This is a genomic window from Deltaproteobacteria bacterium (assembly GCA_016208165.1).
Taxonomy (GTDB): domain Bacteria; phylum Desulfobacterota; class Desulfarculia; order JACQYL01; family JACQYL01; genus JACQYL01.
Genome location: JACQYL010000003.1, coordinates 16,540 through 39,932, shown reverse-complemented (window position 1 = coordinate 39,932; position 23,393 = coordinate 16,540). Strand labels below are relative to the sequence as shown.

At 55.7% G+C, this 23,393-nt stretch carries 20 protein-coding genes; 10 read left to right on the top strand and 10 right to left on the bottom strand.

All coding sequences use genetic code 11. The annotated features are described in order from the left end of the window. Positions 1-54: 54 nt before the first annotated feature. A complete protein-coding gene (locus HY788_00795; GenBank protein MBI4772713.1) occupies positions 55-471 on the top strand; it encodes a hypothetical protein in 417 nt (138 codons plus the stop codon). 121 nt (positions 472-592) lie between these two features. Here HY788_00795 and HY788_00790 read toward each other — a convergent pair whose 3' ends face one another. The 7 genes from HY788_00790 to HY788_00760 all read right to left on the bottom strand — a co-directional run bounded on the left by HY788_00790 (position 593) and on the right by HY788_00760 (position 9,467). After that, positions 593-1,183, bottom strand: a complete 591-nt coding sequence (locus HY788_00790) for a hypothetical protein (protein MBI4772712.1) — start codon at positions 1,181-1,183, stop codon at positions 593-595. Positions 1,184-1,236: 53 nt separating this feature from the next. Further along, entirely contained in the window at positions 1,237-1,572 is a 336-nt protein-coding gene (locus HY788_00785) for a hypothetical protein (protein MBI4772711.1), read from the bottom strand. A 13-nt stretch (positions 1,573-1,585) separates the two neighbouring features. Then, the gene (locus HY788_00780; protein MBI4772710.1) at positions 1,586-3,052 is read right to left on the bottom strand and encodes a cytochrome ubiquinol oxidase subunit I; all 1,467 of its coding nucleotides are present in this window, start codon (positions 3,050-3,052) and stop codon (positions 1,586-1,588) included. Further along, a complete protein-coding gene (locus HY788_00775) occupies positions 3,049-4,443 on the bottom strand; it encodes a cytochrome ubiquinol oxidase subunit I (protein ID MBI4772709.1) in 1,395 nt (464 codons plus the stop codon). The genes HY788_00780 and HY788_00775 overlap by 4 nt, the downstream gene beginning before the upstream one ends. A gap of 1,863 nt (positions 4,444-6,306) precedes the next feature. Then, positions 6,307-7,443 (bottom strand): acyl-CoA dehydrogenase family protein, encoded by a 1,137-nt coding sequence (locus tag HY788_00770; protein MBI4772708.1) that lies wholly within the window; start codon positions 7,441-7,443, stop codon positions 6,307-6,309. A gap of 29 nt (positions 7,444-7,472) precedes the next feature. Continuing rightward, positions 7,473-8,666 carry an electron transfer flavoprotein subunit alpha gene (locus tag HY788_00765; GenBank protein ID MBI4772707.1) on the bottom strand — a complete coding sequence of 398 codons (1,194 nt, stop codon included), beginning with the start codon at positions 8,664-8,666 and terminating at the stop codon, positions 7,473-7,475. Between the two features lie 12 nt (positions 8,667-8,678). After that, positions 8,679-9,467, bottom strand: coding sequence for an electron transfer flavoprotein subunit beta/FixA family protein (locus HY788_00760; protein ID MBI4772706.1), 789 nt, complete (start codon positions 9,465-9,467; stop codon positions 8,679-8,681). A 191-nt stretch (positions 9,468-9,658) separates the two neighbouring features. Here HY788_00760 and HY788_00755 point away from each other — a divergent pair, with 191 nt between their 5' ends. From HY788_00755 to HY788_00715, 9 genes are all read left to right on the top strand, one after another. Then, complete coding sequence (locus HY788_00755; protein MBI4772705.1) at positions 9,659-10,150, top strand: amino acid-binding protein; 492 nt, start codon at positions 9,659-9,661, stop codon at positions 10,148-10,150. Between the two features lie 4 nt (positions 10,151-10,154). Continuing rightward, on the top strand, positions 10,155-11,549 hold the full coding sequence (asnS, locus tag HY788_00750) for an asparagine--tRNA ligase (GenBank protein MBI4772704.1): 1,395 nt from the start codon (positions 10,155-10,157) through the stop codon (positions 11,547-11,549). Beyond that, positions 11,550-12,113 carry an NUDIX hydrolase gene (locus tag HY788_00745; GenBank protein MBI4772703.1) on the top strand — a complete coding sequence of 188 codons (564 nt, stop codon included), beginning with the start codon at positions 11,550-11,552 and terminating at the stop codon, positions 12,111-12,113. Then, positions 12,106-12,633 (top strand): NUDIX hydrolase, encoded by a 528-nt coding sequence (locus HY788_00740; GenBank protein ID MBI4772702.1) that lies wholly within the window; start codon positions 12,106-12,108, stop codon positions 12,631-12,633. Before HY788_00745 ends, HY788_00740 begins: the two co-directional genes overlap by 8 nt. A 30-nt stretch (positions 12,634-12,663) precedes the next feature. Then, on the top strand, positions 12,664-13,188 hold the full coding sequence (locus HY788_00735; GenBank protein MBI4772701.1) for a hypothetical protein: 525 nt from the start codon (positions 12,664-12,666) through the stop codon (positions 13,186-13,188). Then, positions 13,178-13,786: a hypothetical protein gene (locus HY788_00730; protein MBI4772700.1), complete on the top strand. Its 609-nt coding sequence runs from the start codon at positions 13,178-13,180 to the stop codon at positions 13,784-13,786. The genes HY788_00735 and HY788_00730 overlap by 11 nt, the downstream gene beginning before the upstream one ends. Then, complete coding sequence (locus tag HY788_00725; GenBank protein MBI4772699.1) at positions 13,749-15,998, top strand: PAS domain S-box protein; 2,250 nt, start codon at positions 13,749-13,751, stop codon at positions 15,996-15,998. The genes HY788_00730 and HY788_00725 overlap by 38 nt, the downstream gene beginning before the upstream one ends. Continuing rightward, the gene (locus tag HY788_00720; GenBank protein ID MBI4772698.1) at positions 15,991-16,686 is read left to right on the top strand and encodes a response regulator transcription factor; all 696 of its coding nucleotides are present in this window, start codon (positions 15,991-15,993) and stop codon (positions 16,684-16,686) included. The genes HY788_00725 and HY788_00720 overlap by 8 nt, the downstream gene beginning before the upstream one ends. Positions 16,687-16,767: 81 nt before the next feature. After that, positions 16,768-17,694, top strand: coding sequence for an amidohydrolase family protein (locus HY788_00715; protein MBI4772697.1), 927 nt, complete (start codon positions 16,768-16,770; stop codon positions 17,692-17,694). A gap of 127 nt (positions 17,695-17,821) precedes the next feature. Here HY788_00715 and HY788_00710 read toward each other — a convergent pair whose 3' ends face one another. From HY788_00710 to HY788_00700, 3 genes are all read right to left on the bottom strand, one after another. After that, positions 17,822-19,738, bottom strand: a complete 1,917-nt coding sequence (locus HY788_00710) for a chemotaxis protein (protein MBI4772696.1) — start codon at positions 19,736-19,738, stop codon at positions 17,822-17,824. Between the two features lie 302 nt (positions 19,739-20,040). Continuing rightward, positions 20,041-21,456, bottom strand: coding sequence for a sigma-54-dependent Fis family transcriptional regulator (locus HY788_00705; GenBank protein ID MBI4772695.1), 1,416 nt, complete (start codon positions 21,454-21,456; stop codon positions 20,041-20,043). A 5-nt stretch (positions 21,457-21,461) separates the two neighbouring features. Continuing rightward, complete coding sequence (locus HY788_00700) at positions 21,462-23,372, bottom strand: PAS domain S-box protein (protein ID MBI4772694.1); 1,911 nt, start codon at positions 23,370-23,372, stop codon at positions 21,462-21,464. Positions 23,373-23,393 lie beyond the last annotated feature (21 nt).

Here is a 23,393-nt window from a genome sequence, read left to right as displayed (position 1 = left end):
GGTTGAGCGGTTTTCAGGCGGTTCGCGGACACACGTCAATACCAAGGAGTCCAGATGGATCCGGTGACCAAAACGTACGTGAGCATTGGACTGGTTGTTTTGGCGGCTTTTGAATTCTGGGCGGCCATGCGCATCTTCGGTCGAAAGGGACAACCGGGCAAATACAGCCCCCTCCTATTACGGCTCCACCGGATTTTCGGGTATCTGTTCGCCGTATATTTTGTGTGGATAGCCTGGGTCTGTGTCGATTTGATGGATCGATTGGCCGACGCGGGCCGGACCCTCGATTCCCGAGCCGTTATCCACGCTACATTGGCCATGACCCTTTTTGGCGTCTTTCTAGTAAAAATCAGCTTCATCCGAATGTACCGGAACTATCGGCCCTATGTGCCCATGCTCGGAATCTGTTTGGTCGTCGGAACCCTTGTATTGTGGGGGTTAGCCGGCTGGATGTTTTTGATACTCCTCTGATGCGTTGAGACCTGGGCGGAGAGGGAAACGGTTCCTTCCCCGCGATTGCGAGGGAGGTTGAGGGATCATGGGGAGAGGAGCGCTCTTCGAAAATGTGTTTTGAAGGGAGACCGGATCGCGCCTAACGGGGCGCCGATACCGAAGTCTGTTGGGGTTTGGTTTTCTTTCTCCTGAACAGGAAGAACATATAAAAAAGAACAACCCAAAGGATGCCGGCGAAGACGACGGCGCCCACCTGCCATCCGCTCAACTTGGGAACGTCGTCCAAACCGAGAAAAAAGGCATCTTCCGGAATATCCACACCGAAGCTTTCCTTATATATGTCCCGAATTTTGTAGTGAAACGCCTGGCTTTTGAACGGCCTCAGCTTTCCCAGAAAGAGTTCGATTTTTTCCCATTGCTCGTTGACGGGCTCATAGGTTCGAACAACGAGGCGCGCTCCGTAATTATCGAGATTGAAATAGGTAAACGTGAGGCCGTATCTGCTGTACGTGAAGCGATGCCGGAAATCGGCCGTTCCTTTGACCGCCGCGAACACGGCGCGGGGAAAGCGATTGCTCGAGAGTTCCTCGGGTCCCCCGATGCTCACGGGCGTTCGATCGCCGAGATCGTATTCCAGCTCCGGAATCTGAACCACGATCATGGAGGCTACAAAAATCAAGAAAGCGATTTTTGCCAGCAACAACAAGAGCTTTTTGAAAGGCGCGCGCATCGGGCTGTTAACCGGTTCCAGGGTGATTTAAACCTATTGATGTGAACGTTACATTAGTCGTGAATCGCCCCCAAGATGAGCAGGGTAAGGATGAAAGCAAGGGAGAGCAACGCGAATCCGATCCATATCCAGACGGTGCGCAGGGCCCAACGCGGATCTTTTCCGGGTTCGCGCAAGGGATATTCTTCCAGAAGAAGTTCCAGTTCCGACGCCGGAGGTTGGGGAGCGGGCTCCTCAGCCGTTTCTGCTTCGGATCCTTTTCCGGCGTTCTCCGCCGGCATCTCTGCTGTCGCACCCGTTTTCGGAGGGGACGAGGACGCTCGAACTTCGTCCGGTTTGGCGTCCGACCGAGGCCCGGGGCCTTCTGTCTTTTCCTCGGCTTCACTCATATGGATTCGGTCCTCAATAGGGTTCTCCCGCCTTGAGATAGGCTGTGATCTGCTCCCGGTCATCATGCGTCAGTTCGAGGCCGTACGCTATCATCTGACGCACGATTAAATCCCAGTTGTCGAGCCGGTAAGACTTGACGCGGTCAAGGGTATGGCACTTGATACAATGCAGGCGTATCAGCGCGATCGGCCCGGTTGGTTGGTGGGGAGCAGGCGCTTTTGGAATGCCTGCAACGTCCACATCGACCATCAAATACGGTTGACGTTCTTCGGGCACAAAAACGTTGTCATAATGGGAAATCCGGTCCACAAATCGCGGCCGGGCGGCTTCCCGGGAGTATCCTCCGAGCATGACCGTTGTGAAAGACAGTATTCCTATCAGGAGAAACACGGCGCGCGCGGAACCTTTATGATAGTTCAGCAGATGCCATCCGAGGGCCCCGCCGACAACGCAGGACGCCAGCATGTACCAGAAAAAGGCCCAGGTCATGACCATGCCCATGGCCACGTAAAACATGAGATAGAACAGGCCGACACTATAGACCATCACGGTGGGTATGGAGAACGGCCTTTTGTCGTCGGAGGTTTTCCGGAAATAGATCAGGCTCATTCCTAACATGCCTGCAACGCAGATGTGTTTGAGCCACCACCAGTCCACTCCTCCGCTCACGATGTCTCCGCGGCCCCACATGAGACTTACGTAGGCATCCGGAGCCTCGCTTTTAAGCACGTGAGCATAGAAGTAGCCTATGATGGGCAATGATAGAAATGCCGCGAAGCCCACATAGAAGGCCAGCCTCCCCCCTTCCTCGTAATAGTCCTTGAGCTTCGGACGGGCGACAAAGTACAAAAACGTCCCGCATATGCCCGCCACGGCGAATCCCCCGTAGGCAAAATTCGCCAAGGTCCTGTGGAGAGTCAGCATCAGAAAGGAAGGGTTGTAGAAACCGAGTCTGTCCCATCCGAGGACTCCGGTGCTGAGAGACAACTCCGCCTCGCCGGCTCCCGGAGTCAACATGAACCCTCCGAGGCCGTTGATGATGTAGAACTGGAGGAAAAAGAAAGGTGTTAGAAGGGCGCCGAGGAAAATATGAAGTTTCTTGTGACCCCACAGATGTTCCCAGAAAAAGTAGTGAAAGGTCAGGGTCGTGGCCAGCAAAAAAAACAGGAACTCCTCTATGATCAGGGGCCAGTAAAACTGGACGAATATCTGGCTCCAAAATTGGGGATAGAGGCCTGAAAGGGCGAACACCAATCCTATGGCGTTGATGGTCCCGATGTTGTAGATGCATACGTGGACCAATTGTACGCGCTTTGCAAGATAGTCGTATCGCCGATCCTTGTGAATATACGCCAATATCTGAGCTAGGGTGACGAAAAAGGCAAATCCGATGGCGAGGGAAGCCACGGCGGTATGAAACAACGCGATGGAGCCGATGGCCCATTTGGCGCCCAATATAGGAAACTCAATATGGGTCATCGGTAATTCCCCTTGAGAAAGGAGACGATTCGCGCCGCCTCTTCATTCGTGATGTCGACGCCCGGTCGTTTTCGTTCGATTCCAACGCGCACCTCCCAGTCCTTTTTGGCGTATCGCTCGAACTCTTCCGGACTCTTGTGATGACAGCCCAGGCACTTCTCGTAAGTCAGCCATCGATCTGCTTCCTCTGGAAGCACCTCCACTTTGACGAATTGGTCATAGACATTATACGGCTGCCTTGCCCGTTCCCGCACGAATCCGCCCAGGGCAAAAGTAAAAAAAGCGGCCAGGCCGGCGGTGAACAGCACCCATTGCCAGCCCTTCCATTCAAGGGATTTGAATCGAGCGCCGTTCCACAGAAAAGCCAGAACGCCCAAGAAGGCCACTGTGTAAAACGTACGCCATACGATCGGCCCTCCGGGGATCCAGTGCAGTGGAGGATGCCAGTGAAACACCAAATACAGGCTTATGATGCCGAATGTCATGCTCCCGAGCACGATCTTGCTCTTATACCGTTTGAACATGTAAACGGCCGCGAGCAGCAGCATGGACACCATAAGGCCCATCTTAGTGACAAAATAAGGTGAAGCATGGCCGCCCATGATGGAATAGAACACGACAGGAGCTTTGATCTGCAACATCCTGGCGAAACCCCAGCCGATGAACGGCATGATAAAAAACGACAGGAAACCTATGGTAAAAGTGAAATCCCGGGCAAACACGAAATACGCTTTTTCTTCCGGGTCCTTTTGACGCCGGCATTTCAGCGCAAATACGCCGCCCGTGAGAAGCATCGTGTAACTGATGTTTCCAAAAAAACGATGGAAAAAGAGAAAAGGATAGCTTGGATTGAAAAAGGCTTGCGCCGACCAGGCGACCGGTTCGCTTATCGGGGGAAACGGAGTGCTGGGTGTGGTCATGTACGCGCCCAGCGAGTCCCAGACGGCTTGGATCAAGAGTCCGAACAGGGCCGTCATCGCACCGAAAAATATGTGGAGACGTTTGCGATCCTGCATCCGGTCCCACGGTAAATAGTAGCCGAAAAACAAGAAGCCGACGTCGGTGAGAAAAAACACAAATTGAAACATGAGGGGCCAGAAGAACAGCATCGACCACCGGGACCAGAATTCGGTCCACAGGCCGATGATGAACATGGGTATGCCGGTGCCCAGAGCGGCTCCCGGAGAATAGAGAATCATGGAAAAGTACACCAGGCTCTTGGCCAGGCGGTCATACCGCCCGTCTTTCAAGCGATACCCGATGTACTCATAGATGGGGGCCAAAAACAGGAAGGCGGTGATAAGAGTGGCAATGGGGATATGGGAGTAGGTGACCTCTTCCATCCATACCCAGCGCGGAGCCACCGGGGGAACAATCACGGGCAGGTCCATAGAGCATCCACTTAAAGAGGCCGGTCGAGATCTCGGCGTTCGATAACAGGGTCCAGCCCGGAGGGGCTCTGGAATAACCGGGTGGAACTTCGGGTGATAAAAATTTACGCTAAAACACCCGGAGACGCAAGAGACTATTTCCCCCTACGAAGGGTCATCCACTCGACGGTCGTTCGGCTACGTCGAAGTATGGGACAGCCGAGAATCGACGGCGGTCACGCGATCGGAAGGAGTCCGAGAAACGGAAGGTGAAGGAGTTGTTCGCCGTGCATCCGGAGATCGGTTTCCTCTTCAGGCGGCCGCCTGTCGAAGCCCGATTCCGCCTTTTTGGACGGTTATTCGTTCATGCCGACCGTCCGACGGTTACGTGAAGTGCACACGGAAAGCGCCTGCATACCCTCCTGCCATCAGGATGCCGCTCAGTTTATGCGCTTTGCGGCTTTTTCTCAAGATCCAAAACCCGCCCAAGAACTCGCACAAGAATCGGCAATAAAGAAGATTAGAGTGGATTTTTATGATTTAGTATTGTAATAGAACAATTTCAGTCTGATATAATGACGAAGTGTCTGTTGTAATGAGATCTCCTAAAAGAATTGGTTCCGGAAAGACGCCCTCGGGAGTTCTCATGCCGAGCGGCGCTGTGAATGATCGTCCCAATTATCTCACATGCTGAAATGCGTCGTATCGATCTTTTTCCCCAAGGGAGGAAGTCTTAACCATATATGTCCAAAACCATATATATAGAAAGGGCGCATCATGGAGCGATTCTGGACCAAAATAAAGACTACTCTCGGTTTTCAGCCACCCGTCTCGTCCGAACCTCGACCTTCGGAACCGGATGAATCACCAGTTCCTGAAGAAGCTCGACCTCCGGAAGTGGAAAAAATGTCCGCACCCACCCCACTTCACATTCCTGAGCCACCGATTTTTGTTCAGATGGAACAGAGAATCCTGAACGCCGAAAGATATGCATTTGGCGGCCGGTCCCTCAGATTGATGGGAACCCCGCCCATGCCATGCAGCTCCTGTGGAATTCTCAATGCAAATCGATATCGTTGGGTGACTTTCAAGACCGGAATATTGAATGCGGATCGGTTTTCCTGGCAAGGTCCGCACAATCGGGTCCTGAACGGCGCTCGATACAGCTGGAAGATCATCGAAATCTGATACGGGTAGATCATCGGGGCGGGACCGGGGCCGTCACGGAAGCTGCCGGAATCTGTCATCGAAAAGGACTTTGACGTCTTGCCGAACGAAGGTGGAAGGATGGCCTTCCTTGTCCATTGTGCAATCGTCAAACGGGAGCTGTGTGCTTCGGCTCGCCCGCCCGAATGATTCTTGAATGCTTTTACCGCTTCATATGAATGCTGATGATGTCAGCGTGATAGACGAGAGGCGGGAGCGCGTTTGAAAAGACACCCTGCAATAGGCGGAACGATGAATCTCTCTGACGAGAGAATTCACTCCTAGATCTCACCTGATACGTCCCCCGACTGAATCATCGGCTTCGCCTTGACGTGAGCCCGCCGAAGCGCTCTTGCCGCCTCACCCCCAGACGAAACACTCTTCATGACGCTTCCGGGCTAGGAATCCTTTTTTTCCTTTCGGTGTTGAATGGCCCCGAAAATCTCCGTCGCAAGGATTACGGCCACCGCCAGACCTATTACCAGATAAAGATCAAACATTCCTGCCTGCCTTTCCGAGGACTTCGAGAGCCTCTATCCTGTCAAAAGCACGTTGAAAAGTTGCACTTTGGCGGAGTCATTCCGTGTAGCCCCTTCACCTCTGCCCTTTTCCGCGAGGATATTGCCATTTTCAACCAGCCGGGATGCGAGACCATTTTAGTGGATATGGATCGGACCGTTATTGGAGTCCGACCTCCCGTGCGATAATGGTCTGAAGAATTTCACTCGTTCCGCCTCCGTACAGCAGAAAACGGCAATCGCGATAGTAGCGCTGAGGTCTGTAGTCCATGGCATAGCTGTACGATGCGAAGATGCGTGTCGCCTGGTCTGCGGCCCGGCACGCCGTCTCCGTGGCAAAGTATTTTGCCATGGACGCCTCTTTCATACAAGGCCGGCCCTCATCGATCATACGCGTGGTATTGTAGATCATCAAGCGGCTGGCTTCAATCTCGGTCGCCATATCGGCGACTTTCGCCTGGATAAGTTGATAGTTGCCGATGGGCTTTCCGAATTGGGTGCGCTCTTTGGCGTACTGGAGAGAATCGTCCAGCGCGGCCCGGGCCAGGCCCAACCCCAATGCGGCGGTCATGGTCCTGATTTCCGCCAGAATTCCCATGAGGTTCTTCACTCCGTGACCTTCTCCGCCCAACCGGTAGTGGAGCGGGATCAGGCAATTCGAGAAGGCCACTTCGGAAATGGGGGTGGAACGCGTACCCAAAAGATCGAAGCGCCGGCTCGTGGATACACCCGGAGTTTCGCGTGGAACGAAGAAGAAGTTCAGCCCCTTAATGCCCTTTGTCTTATCGGTCTGGCACAATACGGTGAAAAAGTCGGCTACGGGGCCGTTGGTAATCCAGGTCTTGAGCCCCGTTATCTCGAAAGCGCCGTCTTTCCGCGCGGCCGCGGTTCGCACCGCTCCCAGGTCCGAAGCGGCATCAGGCTCGGTCAGGGCGAATGCGGCGACCTTTTCGCCCTTCATGGCGGGCAGGAAAAACATTTCCCGCAACTCGGGACCGCCATAACGATACAAGAAATTCGTGCCCATAAGGGATTGCATGGCCACAATGGCGGCAACGCTCATGGAACCCCGCGCCAGTTCCTCGCAAGCGATGCAGAACAGGGTCGAGTCGCCCCCGGCTCCACCGTCTTTGGCCGGGTAGCGCATCCCAAACAATCCCATCCTCCCGATTTCACGGAAGATTTCCCATGGGAATTCACCGTGTTCGTCGATTTCCTGAGCCTTGGGAATCAGTTCCTTATTGACATATCGGGCCATAACGGTCCGCAGGAGTTCTTTGGGAGATGACCGAAGCATGCAGCTACTCCGTTCCGGTAGTTGGGCGTTCACGTCAGCCGCCCGATCCTTTCGGTCAACGAAGGCACGATTTCCCCGAGGTCCCCCACCAGGCCGTAGTCGGCGACGGCAAATATGGGAGCCCCCGGGTCCTTGTTGATGGCCACGATGTATCTCGAATTGAGGATACCGGCCCGATGCTGGACGGCGCCGCTGATGCCGCAGGCTATGTACAGTTCCGGGCGTATGGTCTGTCCGGTTTGGCCGATCTGTCGATCCGGAGAGATCCATCCCTCTTCCACGGCCACACGGCTGCCGCCGAGTTCCGCGTTTAGTACTTGGGCGAGGTTCTCGAGCAATCTGAATCCATCTTCGCCTCCTACCCCCCGTCCCCCGGCCACCACGATCTTGGCGGAGGACAGGTCCGCGGTCCGCCCGGTTTCCCGCACCACGTCCAAGAGGGTTATTCTGAAGTCATTTGAATCGAGTTCGGGCCGGACGACGCGCACTTGACCTTTTCGCGTGAGGTCGGCCGGCCTCGGTTCCATCACACCCGGCCTCACCGTGGCCATTTGAGGCCGGACACCGGCCGTAACAATGGTGGCCATGATGTCACCCCCAAAGGCCGGGCGGGTCTGGAGCAGATTCCGGTTGGGATCCTCATGGTCTATTTCGAGACCGGTGCAATCCGCGGTCAAACCTAGCCGGAGTCTTCGGGACAGTCGGGGCGCCAAATCTCTGCCGGCGTGGGTGGCTCCCAAAAGGATAACGGCCGGAGCGTGTTCTCGGATCAGGTCGGAAAAAACCTTGGCGTACGAGGATGTCTGATAACGGTCCAATCGAGGGTCTTCAATGACGAAAACAACGTCCGCTCCGCCCGTAATGAGGTCGGAAGCCAAATGCCGTATGCGGTCACCGGCCAGTACGGCTGAAACCTCCTGACCCAGGTCGTCCGCCAACGTGCGCGCCCGACCCAGCAATTCGAGCCCAACGCGGTTCAAACGCCCGTTTTGCTGCTCGGCAAATACCCACACACCCCGGTGACCGCTCAGGTCCGGGATCGAACGTTTTTCCGCGTCGGAGAGAATGGCTTGTTGTTTGCACGACTCGATGCAAACGCCGCACATGGTGCACCGTTCCGTCTGCCGGGCGCAGTCGGCCACGATCTCCACGGCCCCGTAGGGACAGACACGTACGCAGACCATGCAGGCATTGCACTTATCGGGGTCGATCCATACGGCCACGGCTGGATACCTTTATAGCAAATGCGCGGCGGAAAGCCGATCCACCAGTCTGGTTGCCATCACGTCCGCGGAGTCCTGCCAGATTTCTCCCATCCGCTCCTGTTTGGGCGAGAACACTCGAACGACTTTGGTCAGAGAGCCCAGAAGTCCGATGTCGTCCACCTTAAGCCCTATATCGGCGGCGTTCCACACTTCGATGGGAGCCTTTTCCCGGCAGGCGGATAACAGATTCCTGATAACAGGATACCGAGGGCGGTTCTTGGAGGCCAAAACGGTCGCCAGACAGGGCAGTGGGCTGATCGCTGTTTCGATGCCGCCATCCACCGTCCGTTCGCAAATGATCGAGGCGTCTTTCGTTTCCATATGTCGGACATAGGTGACCTGGGGGAGGTTGAGAAACTCCGCCACTTGAGGTCCGATTTGCGCCGTGTCGCCGTCGATGGCCTGACGGCCGCAGAGAATGAGGTCGAACGGCTGCAGCCGCTGGACGGTCTTGCCCAAAACCGTGGACGTGGCCCAGGTATCGGCTCCAGCGAAGAAGGGATCGGTGAGCAGAATGCCTCTGTCGGCGCCCATACCCAAGGCTTCCGAAATCGCGTCTATTGCCTGGGGGGGCCCCATGGACACCACTGTGATGGAGCCTCCCCTGATCTCCTTGAGCTGGAGGGCGGTCTCCAGGGCGTGGGTGTCTTCCGGGTTGATGATGCCGGGCGCGCCTTCACGTTTCAGGGTGCCGGTGCGAGGGTCGATTTGAATTTTCGAAGTGTCGGGGACCTGCTTAACTAATACAATGATATTCATGTGTTATACCAATATATTAGACAAGAAAGTAAAATATTGTATACAATAGACGTTACGATATCAGAACGGGACCGCTTGTCAAGATAAAAGGCTTACACGGAAGCGTAGCTGTGGCGTCTCCAAAAAAAGTTTGAGTGCGCCGGGCACGAAGTGTATAACAAGCGGAAACGGACTGAATTGGAGGTTGTCCCATGGGCGTTGGCAAACAGATTTGCGTAATTTTGAAAAATGAGCCGGGCGAGTTGGCGAAACTCTGCGATGTGTTGGAGAACCATCATGTAAATATATTGGCGATCAGCATACAGAACGCCAAGAACTACCTGATGGAACTGTTCCGTGCCCGGGAGAAGACAGGAAGGCGCATTACCGTAGCCGACCACTATCGCGGCATCCTGCAAGAGACTTCAACTTACTCTGTGATCCGTCTGGTGGTGGATCATCCGGATGTAGCTCTGGATGCCTTGAACGAACGTGACTACCCGGTAGATACGGCGGACGTTCTCGTTCTGACGCTCAAGAACGAGCCCGGCGTCCTGGGAAAGATGGCTCGTCGTCTGTCCAAAGAGACCATCAATATTGACTATGTATACGGCTCCGTGATGGAGAACGAAGCGACGTCCATCTTTGTCTTTCATGTGGATGAAGACGATTGGGACCGGGCGGTCCGGGAATTTGTTTCATAACGTAATGAGTGCTCGTCCGATGCGCATATCGGAGCTTTTCCAAAAGAAGCCCGTGGGCACGACCGTGCGCACGCACGGCTGGATTCGCACCCGTCGCGATTCGAAAGGCGGATTTTCATTCCTGGAAGTCAACGACGGCTCGTGCCTGAAGAATATCCAGGTGCTGGTGGACGGCAATCTGGAAAATTACACGTCCGAGCTGTTGAAGCTTTCTCCGGGTTGCAGCGTCGAAGTCACGGGTGCGTTGATCGAATCGCCCGGCAAAGGACAGGCGGTGGAAATCCAAGCCTCCGGCGTACGGGTGCTGGGTTGGGCCGACCCCGATGAATACCCCCTTCAAAAGAAACGTCATTCCTTCGAGTTCTTGAGAACCCTGGCTCATCTCAGGCCGCGCACCAATACGTTCGGGGCCATTTCGCGCATACGCAACACAATGGCCGATGCGGTGCACCGTTTCTTCCAGGATAACGGGTTTGTTTACCTCCATGCTCCCATCATTACGGGAAGCGACTGTGAGGGGGCGGGCGAGATGTTCCACGTCACCGCCCTGGATCTCGATAGCATGTGCCGTGGGGGAAGCGTCACGTTTTCCGAGGATTTTTTCAGGAAGCCCGCTCACCTTACCGTCAGTGGACAACTCGAGGCGGAAGCGTATGCCATGGCCTTGGGAAGAGTCTACACCTTCGGTCCTACGTTCCGCGCCGAGGACTCGAACACGTCCAGACACCTGGCTGAATTCTGGATGGTCGAACCCGAAATGGCGTTCTGCGATTTGGACGAAGACATCGACCTTGTGGAAGCGTTCTTGAAATTCGTTATTGGGAACGTTCTGGAACGCTGCCCGGAGGACATGGATCTGTTCCATCGTTTCGTCGATACGACGATTTCACGCGTATTGGAGGACCTTCTGACGCAGCGTTTCGAGCGCATATCTTACACGGAGGCGGTGAATCTTGTTTCCCGCTCCAAGAAGACGTTTGACGTTCCCATTCAATGGGGGGATGATCTTCAGTCCGAGCACGAACGATTCCTCACCGAGGACGTATTCAAACGGCCGGTCGTGTTGACGGGTTATCCCAAAGCGATTCGTCCTTTCTATATGCGGGTTAACGACGATGGAAATACCGTGGCCGCCATGGACGTGCTGGTCCCCCGGGTGGGGGAAATCGTGGGAGGCAGCCAGCGCGAGGAACGGTACGAGGTGCTGGCGGCGCGTATGAAAGAGGCGGGAATGAACCTGGATGACTATTGGTGGTACCTCGACCTTCGTAAATACGGCACCGCGCCCCACTCCGGATTCGGTTTGGGTTTCGATCGGTTGGTGCAGTTCGTCACGGGTATGTCCAATATCCGCGACGTGATTCCCTTCCCCCGTACACCGGGAAATTTGGAGTTTTAGATGGCGGGCATCAAACCCTGGAAAGTACTCAAAAGCGATTTGGACAACTCTTATCGGGTGTTCCGTGTGCGCACGGACCATTCCCAGTCTCCCCGTACCGGCCGTGAACATAAATTTTTCGTTCTGGAGTCGTGTCCCTGGGTGAATGTAATACCGTTGACGAAAGACAAGGAGGTCGTTCTCATCCATCAATACCGTCATGGTATTCGCAAAGTCACCTTGGAAATTCCCGGAGGCCTGGTGGATCCCGGCAGGACCCCCCTCGAGGCGGCCAAGAAGGAACTCCTGGAAGAGACCGGATGTTCGGCGTCCCGGTGGACGGATCTGGGCTGGGTACATCCGAACCCGGCCATTCTGGACAACCGGTGCTACACGTATATTGCCCACGATGTGGACTACTTTGGAGCTCAACAACTGGACGATGCGGAAGACATTCAAACCTGCCTGCACCCTCTTTCTGAAGTGCCCTCACTGATAAAAAACGGCGACATTACTCATGCACTCGTGCTGGCGGCTTTCTATCGCCTGTTTGTTGAATATAATCCCGTTGCCTTTCATGAATGACCACGGCCCGGATCGGAAAAAAGCGTTTCGGTTCTGTCCTTCCTGTGGTGGCGAGTTGGGTTGGACGGTGATTCGCAAAACCGAACCGCCGAGATTGAAATGTCGGCGTTGCGGGTTTGTTTTCTACCTCGATCCGAAAGTGGCGGCTTGCACGGTGATCGATCGGGATGGATCGATTCTGCTCGTCAGAAGGGCGATACCTCCCGAGATCGGTAAGTGGGTCGTTCCCGGAGGCTTCGTGGATCTGATGGAGCCGGTGGAAGCCGCAGCCGTTCGTGAAACGCGCGAGGAAGCCAATATCGACGTTTCCATCGACCGCTTGCTTGGCGTGTACTCCTATCCGGATTCCGAGGTGGTCGTGGTGGTGTACACGGCCCGATGGGACCACGGAGAAATCGAGGCGGGAGACGAAGTGAGCGAAGCCCGGTTGTTCGCATACGACGCCGTACCTTGGGACGATCTCGCATTCCGGAGCACCGAAGATGCGTTGAGGGATTACCTGAACTTCAAAGGAGCTTAGCGGCTTTTATCGGCCGACAGGAACGTACCTATGGACATTGACTGGCGTAAGGAATATACGCGCGACGGTTACCGCGTGAGCCTGGCGGGCAGTCCCATCATCATGCATTGCCACCACTTCAACATCAACCTGCAAACCATGGCCGAGGAAACGTTGGGCATGGAAGGCGCGAATCTCATGGTGTGCGCCGCCGAGCGGGCGTCGGCCAACGGGTTTCGCATCATCCTGGAACGGTATCCCCAGATCCGCACCGTTAAGTCCAAGATCGAGCTGGCCGAAACCCTGCATCAGATTTGCGGCTTAGGGCTGCTGAACTTCCGCCAGGTGGGATCGAGGCGTTCCCGCGTGGAATCCCTATCAAGCCACCACGTCACAGGGTGGCTGGCCAAGCACGGCCGGAGGTTCACTCCGGGATGCCATTTCACCAGAGGCTGGATCGCAGGCATACTATCGGTTTTGTACGAACGAGAGTATGAAGTTGAGGAAACGGCCTGCAAGCTGGTGAAAGGCAAGGTCTGTAAATTCGTAGCTACAGAGAGAAACCATGGCGATTGACGGAGCTAGAATTGTCCGAGCCGTTATGCAGGGCAGTGCCACGCGCGACTCGAAAGGAATCATCCCCATTTTCGGGGTGTATCTCTCCCTGAACTATGCCTCTTATTACAACATGCTTTGCTTTGAATTCGAGCGGATTCTCAGGCCGAAACCGCAGGTTCAAGCTGTGGATCTGCTGATTCGCGCGGCGCAGGAATGCTCTTACGCGACCTTCCACGGTATCCGGACCTCGTCCGAATGGGACGAACTGGTTCGTCCCATGATCGAGACCGAAACCGACCAGATAGAAGCGTTTGCCGCTATCGCCGTTGCGCTGGGATGGGGGGACCTGAAAATAAAAGAGATTGTTCCCCATGAGAAGCTGGTGATCCAGGCCATGAGCGGTTACGAATCGGACGGTTATCTTCTGAATTACGGGAAGGCCGACAGCGGCAAATGCTTCATGCTGTGCGGCGTAACGGCGGGTTTCATGGATCTGATGTACGGTCCGGATTATCCGGACGGATGTTTTACGTACAAAGCTCAAGAGAAACACTGTCGGGCCCAAGGAGACCCGTGTTGTGAGTTTGTTGCGGTCAAAAGGATACGTGAGTCTTAGAGAGTCCGATTCCCAGCGATCCCTGGCGTGTTGGGAGGTCATGGATTGCAACGAGGAGATGTGTCCCGTCCATAGGGGCGGCAAGAGCCCTTGCTGGCTGGTGCCGCGCACTCGGTGTTTTAACTCCTATCAGATCGATTTCCGTTCGAAACTGGCATCCTGTCTCATGTGCGATTTTTTCGAAGCCCACGCCAACGAAGATCCGCTGGGTTGGAACGGATTCGTTGCCGATCAAGTGCGTGTGTATTTCGAGGACGCCCTGAAGCATGCCTACCAGCGTGAAGAAGGATTTTTTCAAATACTGGATCGGCTGCCGGACGGCTTGTTCACCACGGATCGGGACTGGAAGATTACATACATCAATCCCGCGGCGGAACAGATCACCGGATTCTGGTCGCACGACGCAGTGGGCATGTATTGCAAGGACGTGTTCAAGAACAGCATATGCGAAACCGATTGCGCGGTGAAGCAGGCCGTGGAAACCGGGCGCAACATTTACAACCGGGAATACCGCATTCGAAACGCTCTTGGTCGGGAGGTGCCTATCATATGCAGTACTTCCGTGCTACGGGGAGCACATGGGGAAGTCCTGGGCGGGATCGAGGTATTCAAGGACATAACGGACAAGAAACGTCTCGAAGATGAACGAATTGCTTCCGAGAGGAAATACCGCCGGATCTTCGAAGGATCCCAGGATATGATTTACGTGGCTTCCCGGACGGGTGCGCTTTTGGACGTCAATCCGGCCGGAGTGGCCATGTTGGGATACCGGGACAAGGAGGACCTGCTGTCCGTGGGAAACGTGAGCCGGTTGTATTTGAGTGCGGACGCACCGCGAGCGTTTCAGGAGATGATAGACCGGGACGGCATGGTCAAGGATTTCGAGACCGAATTGGTCCGAAGGGACGGATCCCGGATTACCGTGCTCATCAATGGGAATTCGGTCCTGGGACCGGACGGCCGCGTCGAGTTGGTCGAAGGTTTGGCCAAGGACATCACGCTCCGCAAACAGGCGGAGAAAAACCTTCAGCAGCGGAACCGGGAACTTCAACTCCTGAACAACATCGCCCTCACGATGAATCTGACGATGAATCTGGACACGATCCTCCAGTTCGCTCTCGAGAACGTGCTGGCCATGCTGGGCCTCAAGACCGGAGGAGTGTATCTGATCGACCGTGAAGCGGGGAGACTGGTGTTGCGGGCCCAGGTGGGCATGACCAGCGGCATGTTCGGAAAGAAAGGGACGATCACGCTTAAAGACGATCGACTGATGAAAGCCCTGTTCCAGGAGAACATCTCCTTTGCACCCAAGCCGCGGTTCCCCTCTTTCCTGGCTTCCGTACCCCTGCGCGACGGCCATCACGAGCTGGACTTTCATTGTTTCCTGATTACGGCGAAGAACAAAGCCTCCGGATTCTTTTCCCTGGAGCTGCCGGCCGGCCGCGAGCTGAACATCAAAGAGAAAGACCTGATGGGGTCCATAGGGAACTTCCTGGGCGCAGCCATCGAGAACACCACGCTTATGACGGCGGTCAAGCGTCACCGCGAGGAATTGCAAAGACTGGCGGGGGAGCTGTTCCACAGTCAGGAAAGAGAGCGGAAACGCATCGCCCAGGAACTGCACGACGAAGCGGGTCAGAGCTTGACCGGCATCAACCTCAACCTTGAAACCGCATTAAGGGCCATACCGGAGCATCTGACGGACGTGCGGTCGAGCATCGAGGAGGCCCAGAAACAGGTGAACCGGACCTACCAGGAGATGCGGCGTATTTCTCACCGGCTGCATCCCGCCATGCTGGACGACCTGGGACTCAAACCGGCCCTTTCGGAGATGTTGGAGTACATTTCGGCCAACTCGGGCCTGAACGTGAATTTAAACGTGGTGGGGTTCGACGGCAGACTCGATCCGGAAGTCGAGACCGTGCTGTATCGGTTCTCGCAGGAAGCGTTGCAGAACACCCTCAAGCATTCCGGAGCCGAGAATTTCAAGCTGTCGATCATCCGAAGTTATCCGCGCATCATCCTGGTGGCCGAGGATGACGGCGTCGGTTTCGACCCGGAGAAAACGGAGACCAATAAAGGGCTTGGGCTGCTGGGCATGCGCGAACGCGCCGCCATGCTGGACGGGATCTTCAACATACGAACTCAGCCGGGCGTGGGCACGCGCATCCGTGTCGAAATACCTATCAGGGAAAAGGAGAGCGATGGGTAAGATTATTCGGATCTTGTTGGCGGACGATCACACCATTGTACGTCAGGGCCTCGAGAAACTGCTCGAGGTCGAGCCTGAATTCCGCATCGTGGGACAGGCTCGTAACGGGAGGGAAGCCGTGGACATGGCGCTCGATCTGACCCCGGACGTGATCCTCATGGACATTGCCATGCCGCAATTGAACGGCATCGAAGCCACCCGCCAGATAAAGAAGCAACTGCCGGCCTCGAAGGTGGTTATCCTTTCCATGCACTCCCATGCCCACTACATCAGCGAACTGTTCGAAGCCGGCATTTCGGGATATCTGGTGAAGGATTCCACCGGCGCGGACATTGTGGACGCCGTCCACGCGGCCGTTCGCGGAGAAACCTACCTGAGCCCTTCCATTTCCAAGAAGTTGGTGGACGATTACCTGTACCTGAAAAGCGGCTCGCGCAAAGAAGATCTGTACGACACGCTTTCCGACCGGGAGCGGGAAGTGTTCCAGATGATCGCGGAAGGCATGTCCACCAAGGAGATCGCTTCCTCCCTGTGCATCAGTCCGAGCACGGTGAAGTCGCACCGCGCCAACATCATGGAGAAGTTGCAGGTCGACCCGGGGGAACGATGTTCCCCCGGACGCCCTTGCGCGGGGCGAAAGCTGCTCCCGATTGGTCAATTAGTCTATGTTCACGGGGTGCCTGAATAACCTGACTCCGGCGAGATTCAAACGTTTTCCCCCCGCGCAAAGTTGCAGCGGCGTAATTTCGGGAAGAAGGGAGCGCCTCAAATGGTGATCGACGTTCATTATCATCCGTTGACCGAAGGTTGGCTTTCGGAAGGCTGGTGGAAGACCATCAGCGCGGTCTATATTCAGGCGCTGAAAGCCAGGGGGATGGACATGTCCGAGGAGGCTGTGCGGGGCGCCGTCCTTGCCACGTTCTGGGATCCGGATGGGAGTAAGTTGGTGGCCGAGATGGACGACGCCGGCATCGACAAAACGGTGATCCTGCCCATGGACCTGGCGTATGCATACGGTGAGCCGCCAATCCCGGTGGAGGAGCAAAACAAGGCCTTTGCCAGGATGCAGGAGGCGTATCCGGACCGCATCATCGCTTTCGCAGGCGTGGACCCGCGAAGACCGGACGCCGTGGGAATCGTGGAAAGGGCGATCGGGGAATGGGGACTCAAAGGCGTCAAGATCCATCCGGGTGCGGGCTTTTACCCCGATGAGGGAGCGGCGCATCGCTTCCTGGGGAAAGTATGTGAACTGGGGGCGCCGGTGCTCACCCACACCGGCGTGTGGTTGGGGAAGAGCAAGCCGTGTGACCCGATCCGTCTGGATGAGCCCCTCCTCGATTTCCCCGATTTGAAGATCATCACCGCGCATCTCGGCCGGGGCTTCGAGCGACAACTGTGCGAGTTGGGCGTGTACAGGCCCAACCTGGCCACGGATTTCTCGGGATGGCAGTTGGCCGCTCGAGGACACTACACCGCGTTTTGTACGGCCTTGAGGAACGCTCTGGATTGTTTCGGCTCCGGTCGAGTCTTTTTTGGAACCGACGGGCCTTTCCTCCGCCCCGCCATGCCGAACAAGGTTTTCGTACAGATCATAAGAGAACTCCCGCAAAAGGCGCCTGAAGGCATTTCCTTTACCGATGCGGAAGTGGAAGCCATGCTCGGAGGAGCGGCGGCAAAGTGGCTGGGATTGACCTGAGGCGGGTCTTACCGGTCTCCCTCTCGCCCGATGAACTAGCCTTTCCCTCTCCCCGCCGCGGACTCCAATCGGCTCCATCCTGTGGAGCGGATGTGGAGCCACAGAGGGGCGCAACTGTCAAGATTCATTAGAACGCCGACAGGTCAGGACTTTCCAACGGAATCAAACGCTTCGGATCAACTTGTTTCCCTTGCCCGGCGGACCGGTCAAGGGGAATCTTCTTACGAACGGTGGCGTTGTATGGTGCTGCGGCCTTTAGGTCCTTTCCCCCGGCGCCTTTGCTGACGGGACGGGACGGGTGGCTTCTCTTCCCTCCGACCAAAGCCAACAACTCGCCCACCATCTCATTCATCTGTTCCGTCTGGGCATTGAGTTCTTCCGATGCGCTGGCCGATTCCTCGGCATTGGCGGCATTCTGCTGGATCACTTTGTCCATTTCCGCCACGGCCTTGTTGATCTGGTCGATCCCTTGAGCCTGCTCTCCGGATGCGGCGGCGATTTCAGCCACCAATTCCCCCACCTTCGAAACACTGCTATTCACGCTGCCAAAAGTTTCACTGGTTCTGGACAGGATGTCGGACCCGCTGGTAATTCTTTGGACAGTTCCTTCGATCAGTTCCGATGTGTTTCGGGCGGCTTCGGCCGCACGCATGGCCAGGTTTCGGACTTCCTCGGCGACCACGGCGAACCCCGCTCCCGCTTCTCCGGCGCGGGCCGCCTCTACGGCTGCGTTCAGGGCCAGGAGGTTGGTTTGAAATGCGATTTCGTCGATGGTCTTTATGATTTTGGACGTTTCCCGGCTTGCCCGGGAGATCTCCGCCATGGAAGCCGTTAAGTCGGTCATGGCCCCATTGGCCTTGGCAACGATGGCATCGGCTTGTTTCATGAGCGCGTTCGCCTGGTTGGCATGGTCTGCGTTCTGCTTGGTCATGGACGCCATCTCCTCCATGGAGGAGGACGTTTCCTCGACGGAAGCGGCCTGCTCGGACGATCCCTCGGCCAGAGATTGGCTGGCGGCGGAAACCTGTCCGGATGCGGCCGCCACCTGGTCGGCTCCGGTGCTCAGATTTTCCGTGATTCTAGCCAGTACCTTGTTGACGCCCGTGCTGATGAACCATCCCAATCCGAGGCTCAAGAAAACCACTGCAATGGAGATGACGATGATGAGTCGGCCGGCGGATCTTTCCATGGTAACGGCCTCGCCTGAATAGGTCTCCATCTGGTCGTAAGCTCTTGCTTTCAGGGCTTCGACGGCTTCGGCCAGGCTCTTTTGTTTTTCTCTCAGATCCTCTCTGACCAGGGTTCCCAACTCGTCTTTCAGTTTTTGCTGCAGGATGATCTTATCGAAAACGGATTCAAAGGCGGCAAAGTAGCTTTTCCCTAACTGGTTGATTTCGCCCGTGGTGGCGCTGTTGAAATTAGAGTAAGCTTCTTTGAAGCGAAGGACATACCGATCCTCGGCCCGTTGGAGGATATTCTTTTCCTGCCGTCGCATTTCCGACAACAACAAGCGGATTTCCTTGTCGTTGACCCGATCTTCGATTTCACGAGCCGTCTCCACCAGGGTTTTGACTACCCCCCGGCTGTCCTCTTTGCTGTCGTACCATCCTACCGTGGATGTGATTTCAAGGCTCTCCTTCTTCTTTTTGATGATGCCTTGGCAGAGGGAATCAAATTCGGTGAAGAGGGCCGCCGCCTTTTGGGCGTCGGCTTCGATCGCTCCGCCCTTGCGGCAGGGCGGGATTTTGAGGCCTTCCAGGCCTTTGATCGCTTTTCCCAGGTCGGAATGCCCGCCGATCATGGCTGACTGGAGCGTTCCGAATGCAGCCAGCTTTTCTTGAACGCGCGGGTTCAGCGTGTCAAAGTCGTCCGTGCTCCGTTCCACGTTGGCAAGTTCGTTCACGTTTACCCGGATATTGAGTAAGACGCCGTCCATGGTGCTTGCCACCACGTACTGGGGAAAGCGGAAGTCCAGAATGTGTTCGTACGTTTTTCCCACAGCCGTGAATCGATTGATAAAGAACACCGACAGGCCGGCCACCATGACCGAAAGGATGATGGTCATTCCGATCAGTTTCTGTTTGAGGGTCCATGTTTTCATCGTGATTCCTCCTTGGCTGAGTGCTGGTCCATAGAATAGTGAGACAGAGCTCGGCCCCTGGAAAAGCAAGAAATATGCCAAACACGAAGAGACCCTGATTTTCGTGCAGTTACGGCATGTTGTGCAGCGAGGGGATCATGTTTGCCATTGAACAGGCTTCCTGTTTCGCGCGAAAATTCCCGCGATACAGTAATTTTTCTCGATACACAGGAATCTCGCGCCGGGAAAGAAGCGGCTCGGGGTTCCTAATCGGCTTTCGGCCGGGGGAGTTTGTGGATTTTCAGCAGGTGATAAAGGCGGGACTGGGAAAGGCCTGAAATGCGACACGATTCGCGCATACTACCCCCGGTGAGGGATACGAGCTGTCGAAGATAGTTCTTCTCGGCTTCGTCGATCATGCTGTTCCGATATTCCTTGAGGGAGGGAAGTTGGGCCGGTCTTGGGGTAACGGCGCGTTCAGACGTTTCGCCGGCGTACCCGCGCCCGACGGATGACCGGGCCAGCTTCACACGGATATTGGTGGGAAGGTGTTTGGGGAAGAGGACCGGGTCGTTGCCGGAACTCACCATCGCGCGTTCGATCGCGAAGAGCAGTTCCCGCACGTTGCCCGGCCAGTCGTAACTTAGAAGCGCCTCGCAAAACTCGGGCGACACGCCTTTCGTTCCCGCGCCGTATGTTTCGGAGAGCTGGCGAAGGTGGATCAGGGCGATCTCCAGCGTATCCTTGGCCCGGACCTTCAGCGGCGGCAGGGGAATCTCCAGGGATTTCAGGCGAAAATAAAGATCCTCACGAAATCGACCTGTTTCGACCATTTGGGCGAGGTTCCGGTTGCTCGCGGACAGCAATCGGAAATCGCTCGATACCTCTTCGGTCGAGCCTACGGGACGAAATCGACGTTCCTGAAGGACCCGAAGCAGTCCGGCCTGAATATCCAAGGGGAGTTCTCCCACTTCATCCAGGAAAAGGGCGCCTCCGTCGGCTTGCTTGATCACGCCGGTGTGGTGCTTGTCCGCCCCGGTAAACGAGCCCTTTTGGTGGCCGAAAAGAATGCTGGCGGCGAGGGTGCTTGGTATGGCCGTGCAATCCAGAACCACGAAGGGCTTGCCGGAACGCCGGCTGTTTTCATGGATCGCCTGGGCAAAAAGCTCCTTGCCGGCGCCGGTCTGGCCGGTGATCAGCACACTTTCTTCACTGGACGCCGCCTCGGCGGCAAGATCGATGCTACTTTGAATTTCCGGACTGCTGCCTAGAATGCCGATACGCTTGAACGAAGTTCTAAGGCGACGTTCGGTTTTCGCCCCCCGGTATTGCATCGTCCTTGTCAACAGGAGGATGAGTTCCTTCACACGCAACGGCTTTTCGACATAATCCCAGGCGCCGCTCTTTATGGCCAGCTCGGCGCCGTTGGGATTGCCGGCCGCCGTGAAAATGATGATCTCGGGCGAACCGGGCGCTGTCTTGATTTCAGGGATGGCTTTCAATCCGTCTCCGTCGGGCAGGAGCACATCGAGAAATACCACATCGAATGCACCGGAAAAGAGCTTTACCATGCCCGCGTTCAGGGTTAGGGCAAATTCCGCGGCGTAGCCCATGTGTTGCAAGTGCAAACACAGCATGTCGCAGATCTGCGGATCGTCATCGATGACTAGAATCTGCGCCAGGGGCATCAATCCTCCAAATGTCTTCGAAGGGTTTTGGCGATCTTATGTATAACCAGCGGCTTCATGATTACGTCGCGGATTCCGATCATTTCGGCTTTTTCCTCCGAGATCCGTTCGCTGTAGCCGGTGCACAGGATGACGGGGATATCCGGACGGATTTTTAGTACCTTCCGGGCCAGTTGGTCCCCCGGCAAGTCAGGCATGGCCAAGTCGGTGATGACAAGGGAAAAGGCTAGGGGGTCGGCCCTGAAGATCTCGAGGGCTTCCATGCTGCTGGTTTGAACACACACGGAGTAGCCAAGGTGTTCCAGGACGCGCTTTCCCAGATCGGCGAGCATTTCTTCATCATCGACAAAGAGGATCCGTTCATGACCTCCGGGAAGTTGGTCGGGATGAAGGACCGCTGATGAATCTTTTCCGTGGAAGGCGGGCAGGAAGATCGAAAATTGAGAACCCTCTCCCGGCTCGCTTTTGACGCGGATGGCTCCCCCGTGGCTCTGAACGATAGTTTGCACTACGGAGAGGCCCAGTCCGGTACCCAGGTCCTTACATTTTGTGGTGAAATAGGGCTCGAAAATGCGGTTCAATAGTTCAGGCGACATTCCGTGGCCCGTGTCCTTGACCGTCAACACGATGTGCTCTCCGGGATGAAGTTCGGGAAAGTCGGCAACGGCCCGGGAATCGATCTGTTTCATGTTCAGCGACAGGTCCAGCACCCCTCCGCTTTCGGCCATGGCGTGGTAAGCGTTGGTGCACAGATTCATCAGCATTTGATGGATCTTATCGGGATCAGCCAACACAAGGTCATCCGGGGTGGCGAGCTGCAGGCGAATGCCGATGGTGGTCGAGAGGACGGCCCTGAGCAATTCTGAAACCTCCTTCATAATCGGTCCGATTCTCACGGGCTTCGTCACCTGCTCGCTCCGGCGGCTGAAATAGAGGATCTGTTTGACCAGTTCCTTGGCGCGATGTCCGGCCTTCAAGATGTTTTCGAGGCAGTATTCGACGACTCCCGGTTCTTGAGGCAACTTGAGTTGGGCCAGTTCGGTATAGCCCAGGATGGCGCCGAGAATGTTGTTGAAGTCGTGGGCCACGCCGCCGGATAGAGCTGCCATGGCTTCCATTTTCTGGGCCTCGAAGAGTCGGGATTTCATGTTCTCTTGTTCGGTAAGGTCCAGGTAAATCACTAGATGCTTGCCGGTGCTCATGGTAACAGGCCTGAAATGGACGGTTTTTTCTTTTCCGGACTTGCATGTGACCTGGAAGGTTCGGTATCGGTCCCGGATGTTGGTGGCCCGTTTCAAATCGTCGATCCAAGTTGAGATCGCTTTCCGCCGGTACTCCGGGTCGGGATACGCCTTTTCAAACCATTCCTTTCCGGTGGGGATGTCCGCCAGAGTGTACCCGAACATATGGGTGAATTCCGGATTGATATAGGTATAGCGTCCTTGCCTGTCGATGATGGCGATGCCAAGAGAAGATTCCTCCACCAGAATTCGGAATTTTTCCTTTTCGATATACAGGGCCGCTTCTGTTTCCAATCGTCCGGTATCGGCGACGACGGCCGCCACCACATAGCCGTCTTGAGGATCCCTGCTATTCGTTGGGCGCGCGTGTACCCGGCAGTTAAGTATGAAGCCGTCTTTCCGAACGCAGCGGGCGCTCACTTCTCCGAATCCGTCTCTTTCCAGCATTCCGTACAGTTCACGGCCGACACGGTCGAATTCTTCCTTGGAGGGATAAAGCACCGCGGCGCTCTTTCCATGCAATTCTTTGTAATCGTACCCCAGCATCCTCTGCATTGCGGTATTGCCCCAAAGCAATATCCGCTTTCTCACGATACCGATTCCCACGGGTGAGACCTGGAGAATGGCTTCGAGCAGTTCTTTCTCCGGAGGACAGGAATCGCTTATCATAGGTGTTTCTGGGTCCTCCGC

What these genes read in the sequence shown, in the direction of transcription:
- HY788_00795 (MBI4772713.1), top strand. Translation starts at nt 55, where the DNA reads ATGGATCCGGTGACCAAAACGTACGTGAGCATTGGACTGGTTGTTTTG.
- HY788_00790 (MBI4772712.1), bottom strand. Translation starts at nt 1,183, where the DNA reads ATGCGCGCGCCTTTCAAAAAGCTCTTGTTGTTGCTGGCAAAAATCGCT.
- HY788_00785 (MBI4772711.1), bottom strand. Translation starts at nt 1,572, where the DNA reads ATGAGTGAAGCCGAGGAAAAGACAGAAGGCCCCGGGCCTCGGTCGGAC.
- HY788_00780 (MBI4772710.1), bottom strand. Translation starts at nt 3,052, where the DNA reads ATGACCCATATTGAGTTTCCTATATTGGGCGCCAAATGGGCCATCGGC.
- HY788_00775 (MBI4772709.1), bottom strand. Translation starts at nt 4,443, where the DNA reads ATGGACCTGCCCGTGATTGTTCCCCCGGTGGCTCCGCGCTGGGTATGG.
- HY788_00770 (MBI4772708.1), bottom strand. Translation starts at nt 7,443, where the DNA reads ATGCTTCGGTCATCTCCCAAAGAACTCCTGCGGACCGTTATGGCCCGA.
- HY788_00760 (MBI4772706.1), bottom strand. Translation starts at nt 9,467, where the DNA reads ATGAATATCATTGTATTAGTTAAGCAGGTCCCCGACACTTCGAAAATT.
- HY788_00755 (MBI4772705.1), top strand. Translation starts at nt 9,659, where the DNA reads ATGGGCGTTGGCAAACAGATTTGCGTAATTTTGAAAAATGAGCCGGGC.
- asnS (MBI4772704.1), top strand. Translation starts at nt 10,155, where the DNA reads ATGAGTGCTCGTCCGATGCGCATATCGGAGCTTTTCCAAAAGAAGCCC.
- HY788_00745 (MBI4772703.1), top strand. Translation starts at nt 11,550, where the DNA reads ATGGCGGGCATCAAACCCTGGAAAGTACTCAAAAGCGATTTGGACAAC.
- HY788_00740 (MBI4772702.1), top strand. Translation starts at nt 12,106, where the DNA reads ATGAATGACCACGGCCCGGATCGGAAAAAAGCGTTTCGGTTCTGTCCT.
- HY788_00735 (MBI4772701.1), top strand. Translation starts at nt 12,664, where the DNA reads ATGGACATTGACTGGCGTAAGGAATATACGCGCGACGGTTACCGCGTG.
- HY788_00730 (MBI4772700.1), top strand. Translation starts at nt 13,178, where the DNA reads ATGGCGATTGACGGAGCTAGAATTGTCCGAGCCGTTATGCAGGGCAGT.
- HY788_00720 (MBI4772698.1), top strand. Translation starts at nt 15,991, where the DNA reads ATGGGTAAGATTATTCGGATCTTGTTGGCGGACGATCACACCATTGTA.
- HY788_00715 (MBI4772697.1), top strand. Translation starts at nt 16,768, where the DNA reads ATGGTGATCGACGTTCATTATCATCCGTTGACCGAAGGTTGGCTTTCG.
- HY788_00710 (MBI4772696.1), bottom strand. Translation starts at nt 19,738, where the DNA reads ATGGTGGCCGGCCTGTCGGTGTTCTTTATCAATCGATTCACGGCTGTG.
- HY788_00700 (MBI4772694.1), bottom strand. Translation starts at nt 23,372, where the DNA reads ATGATAAGCGATTCCTGTCCTCCGGAGAAAGAACTGCTCGAAGCCATT.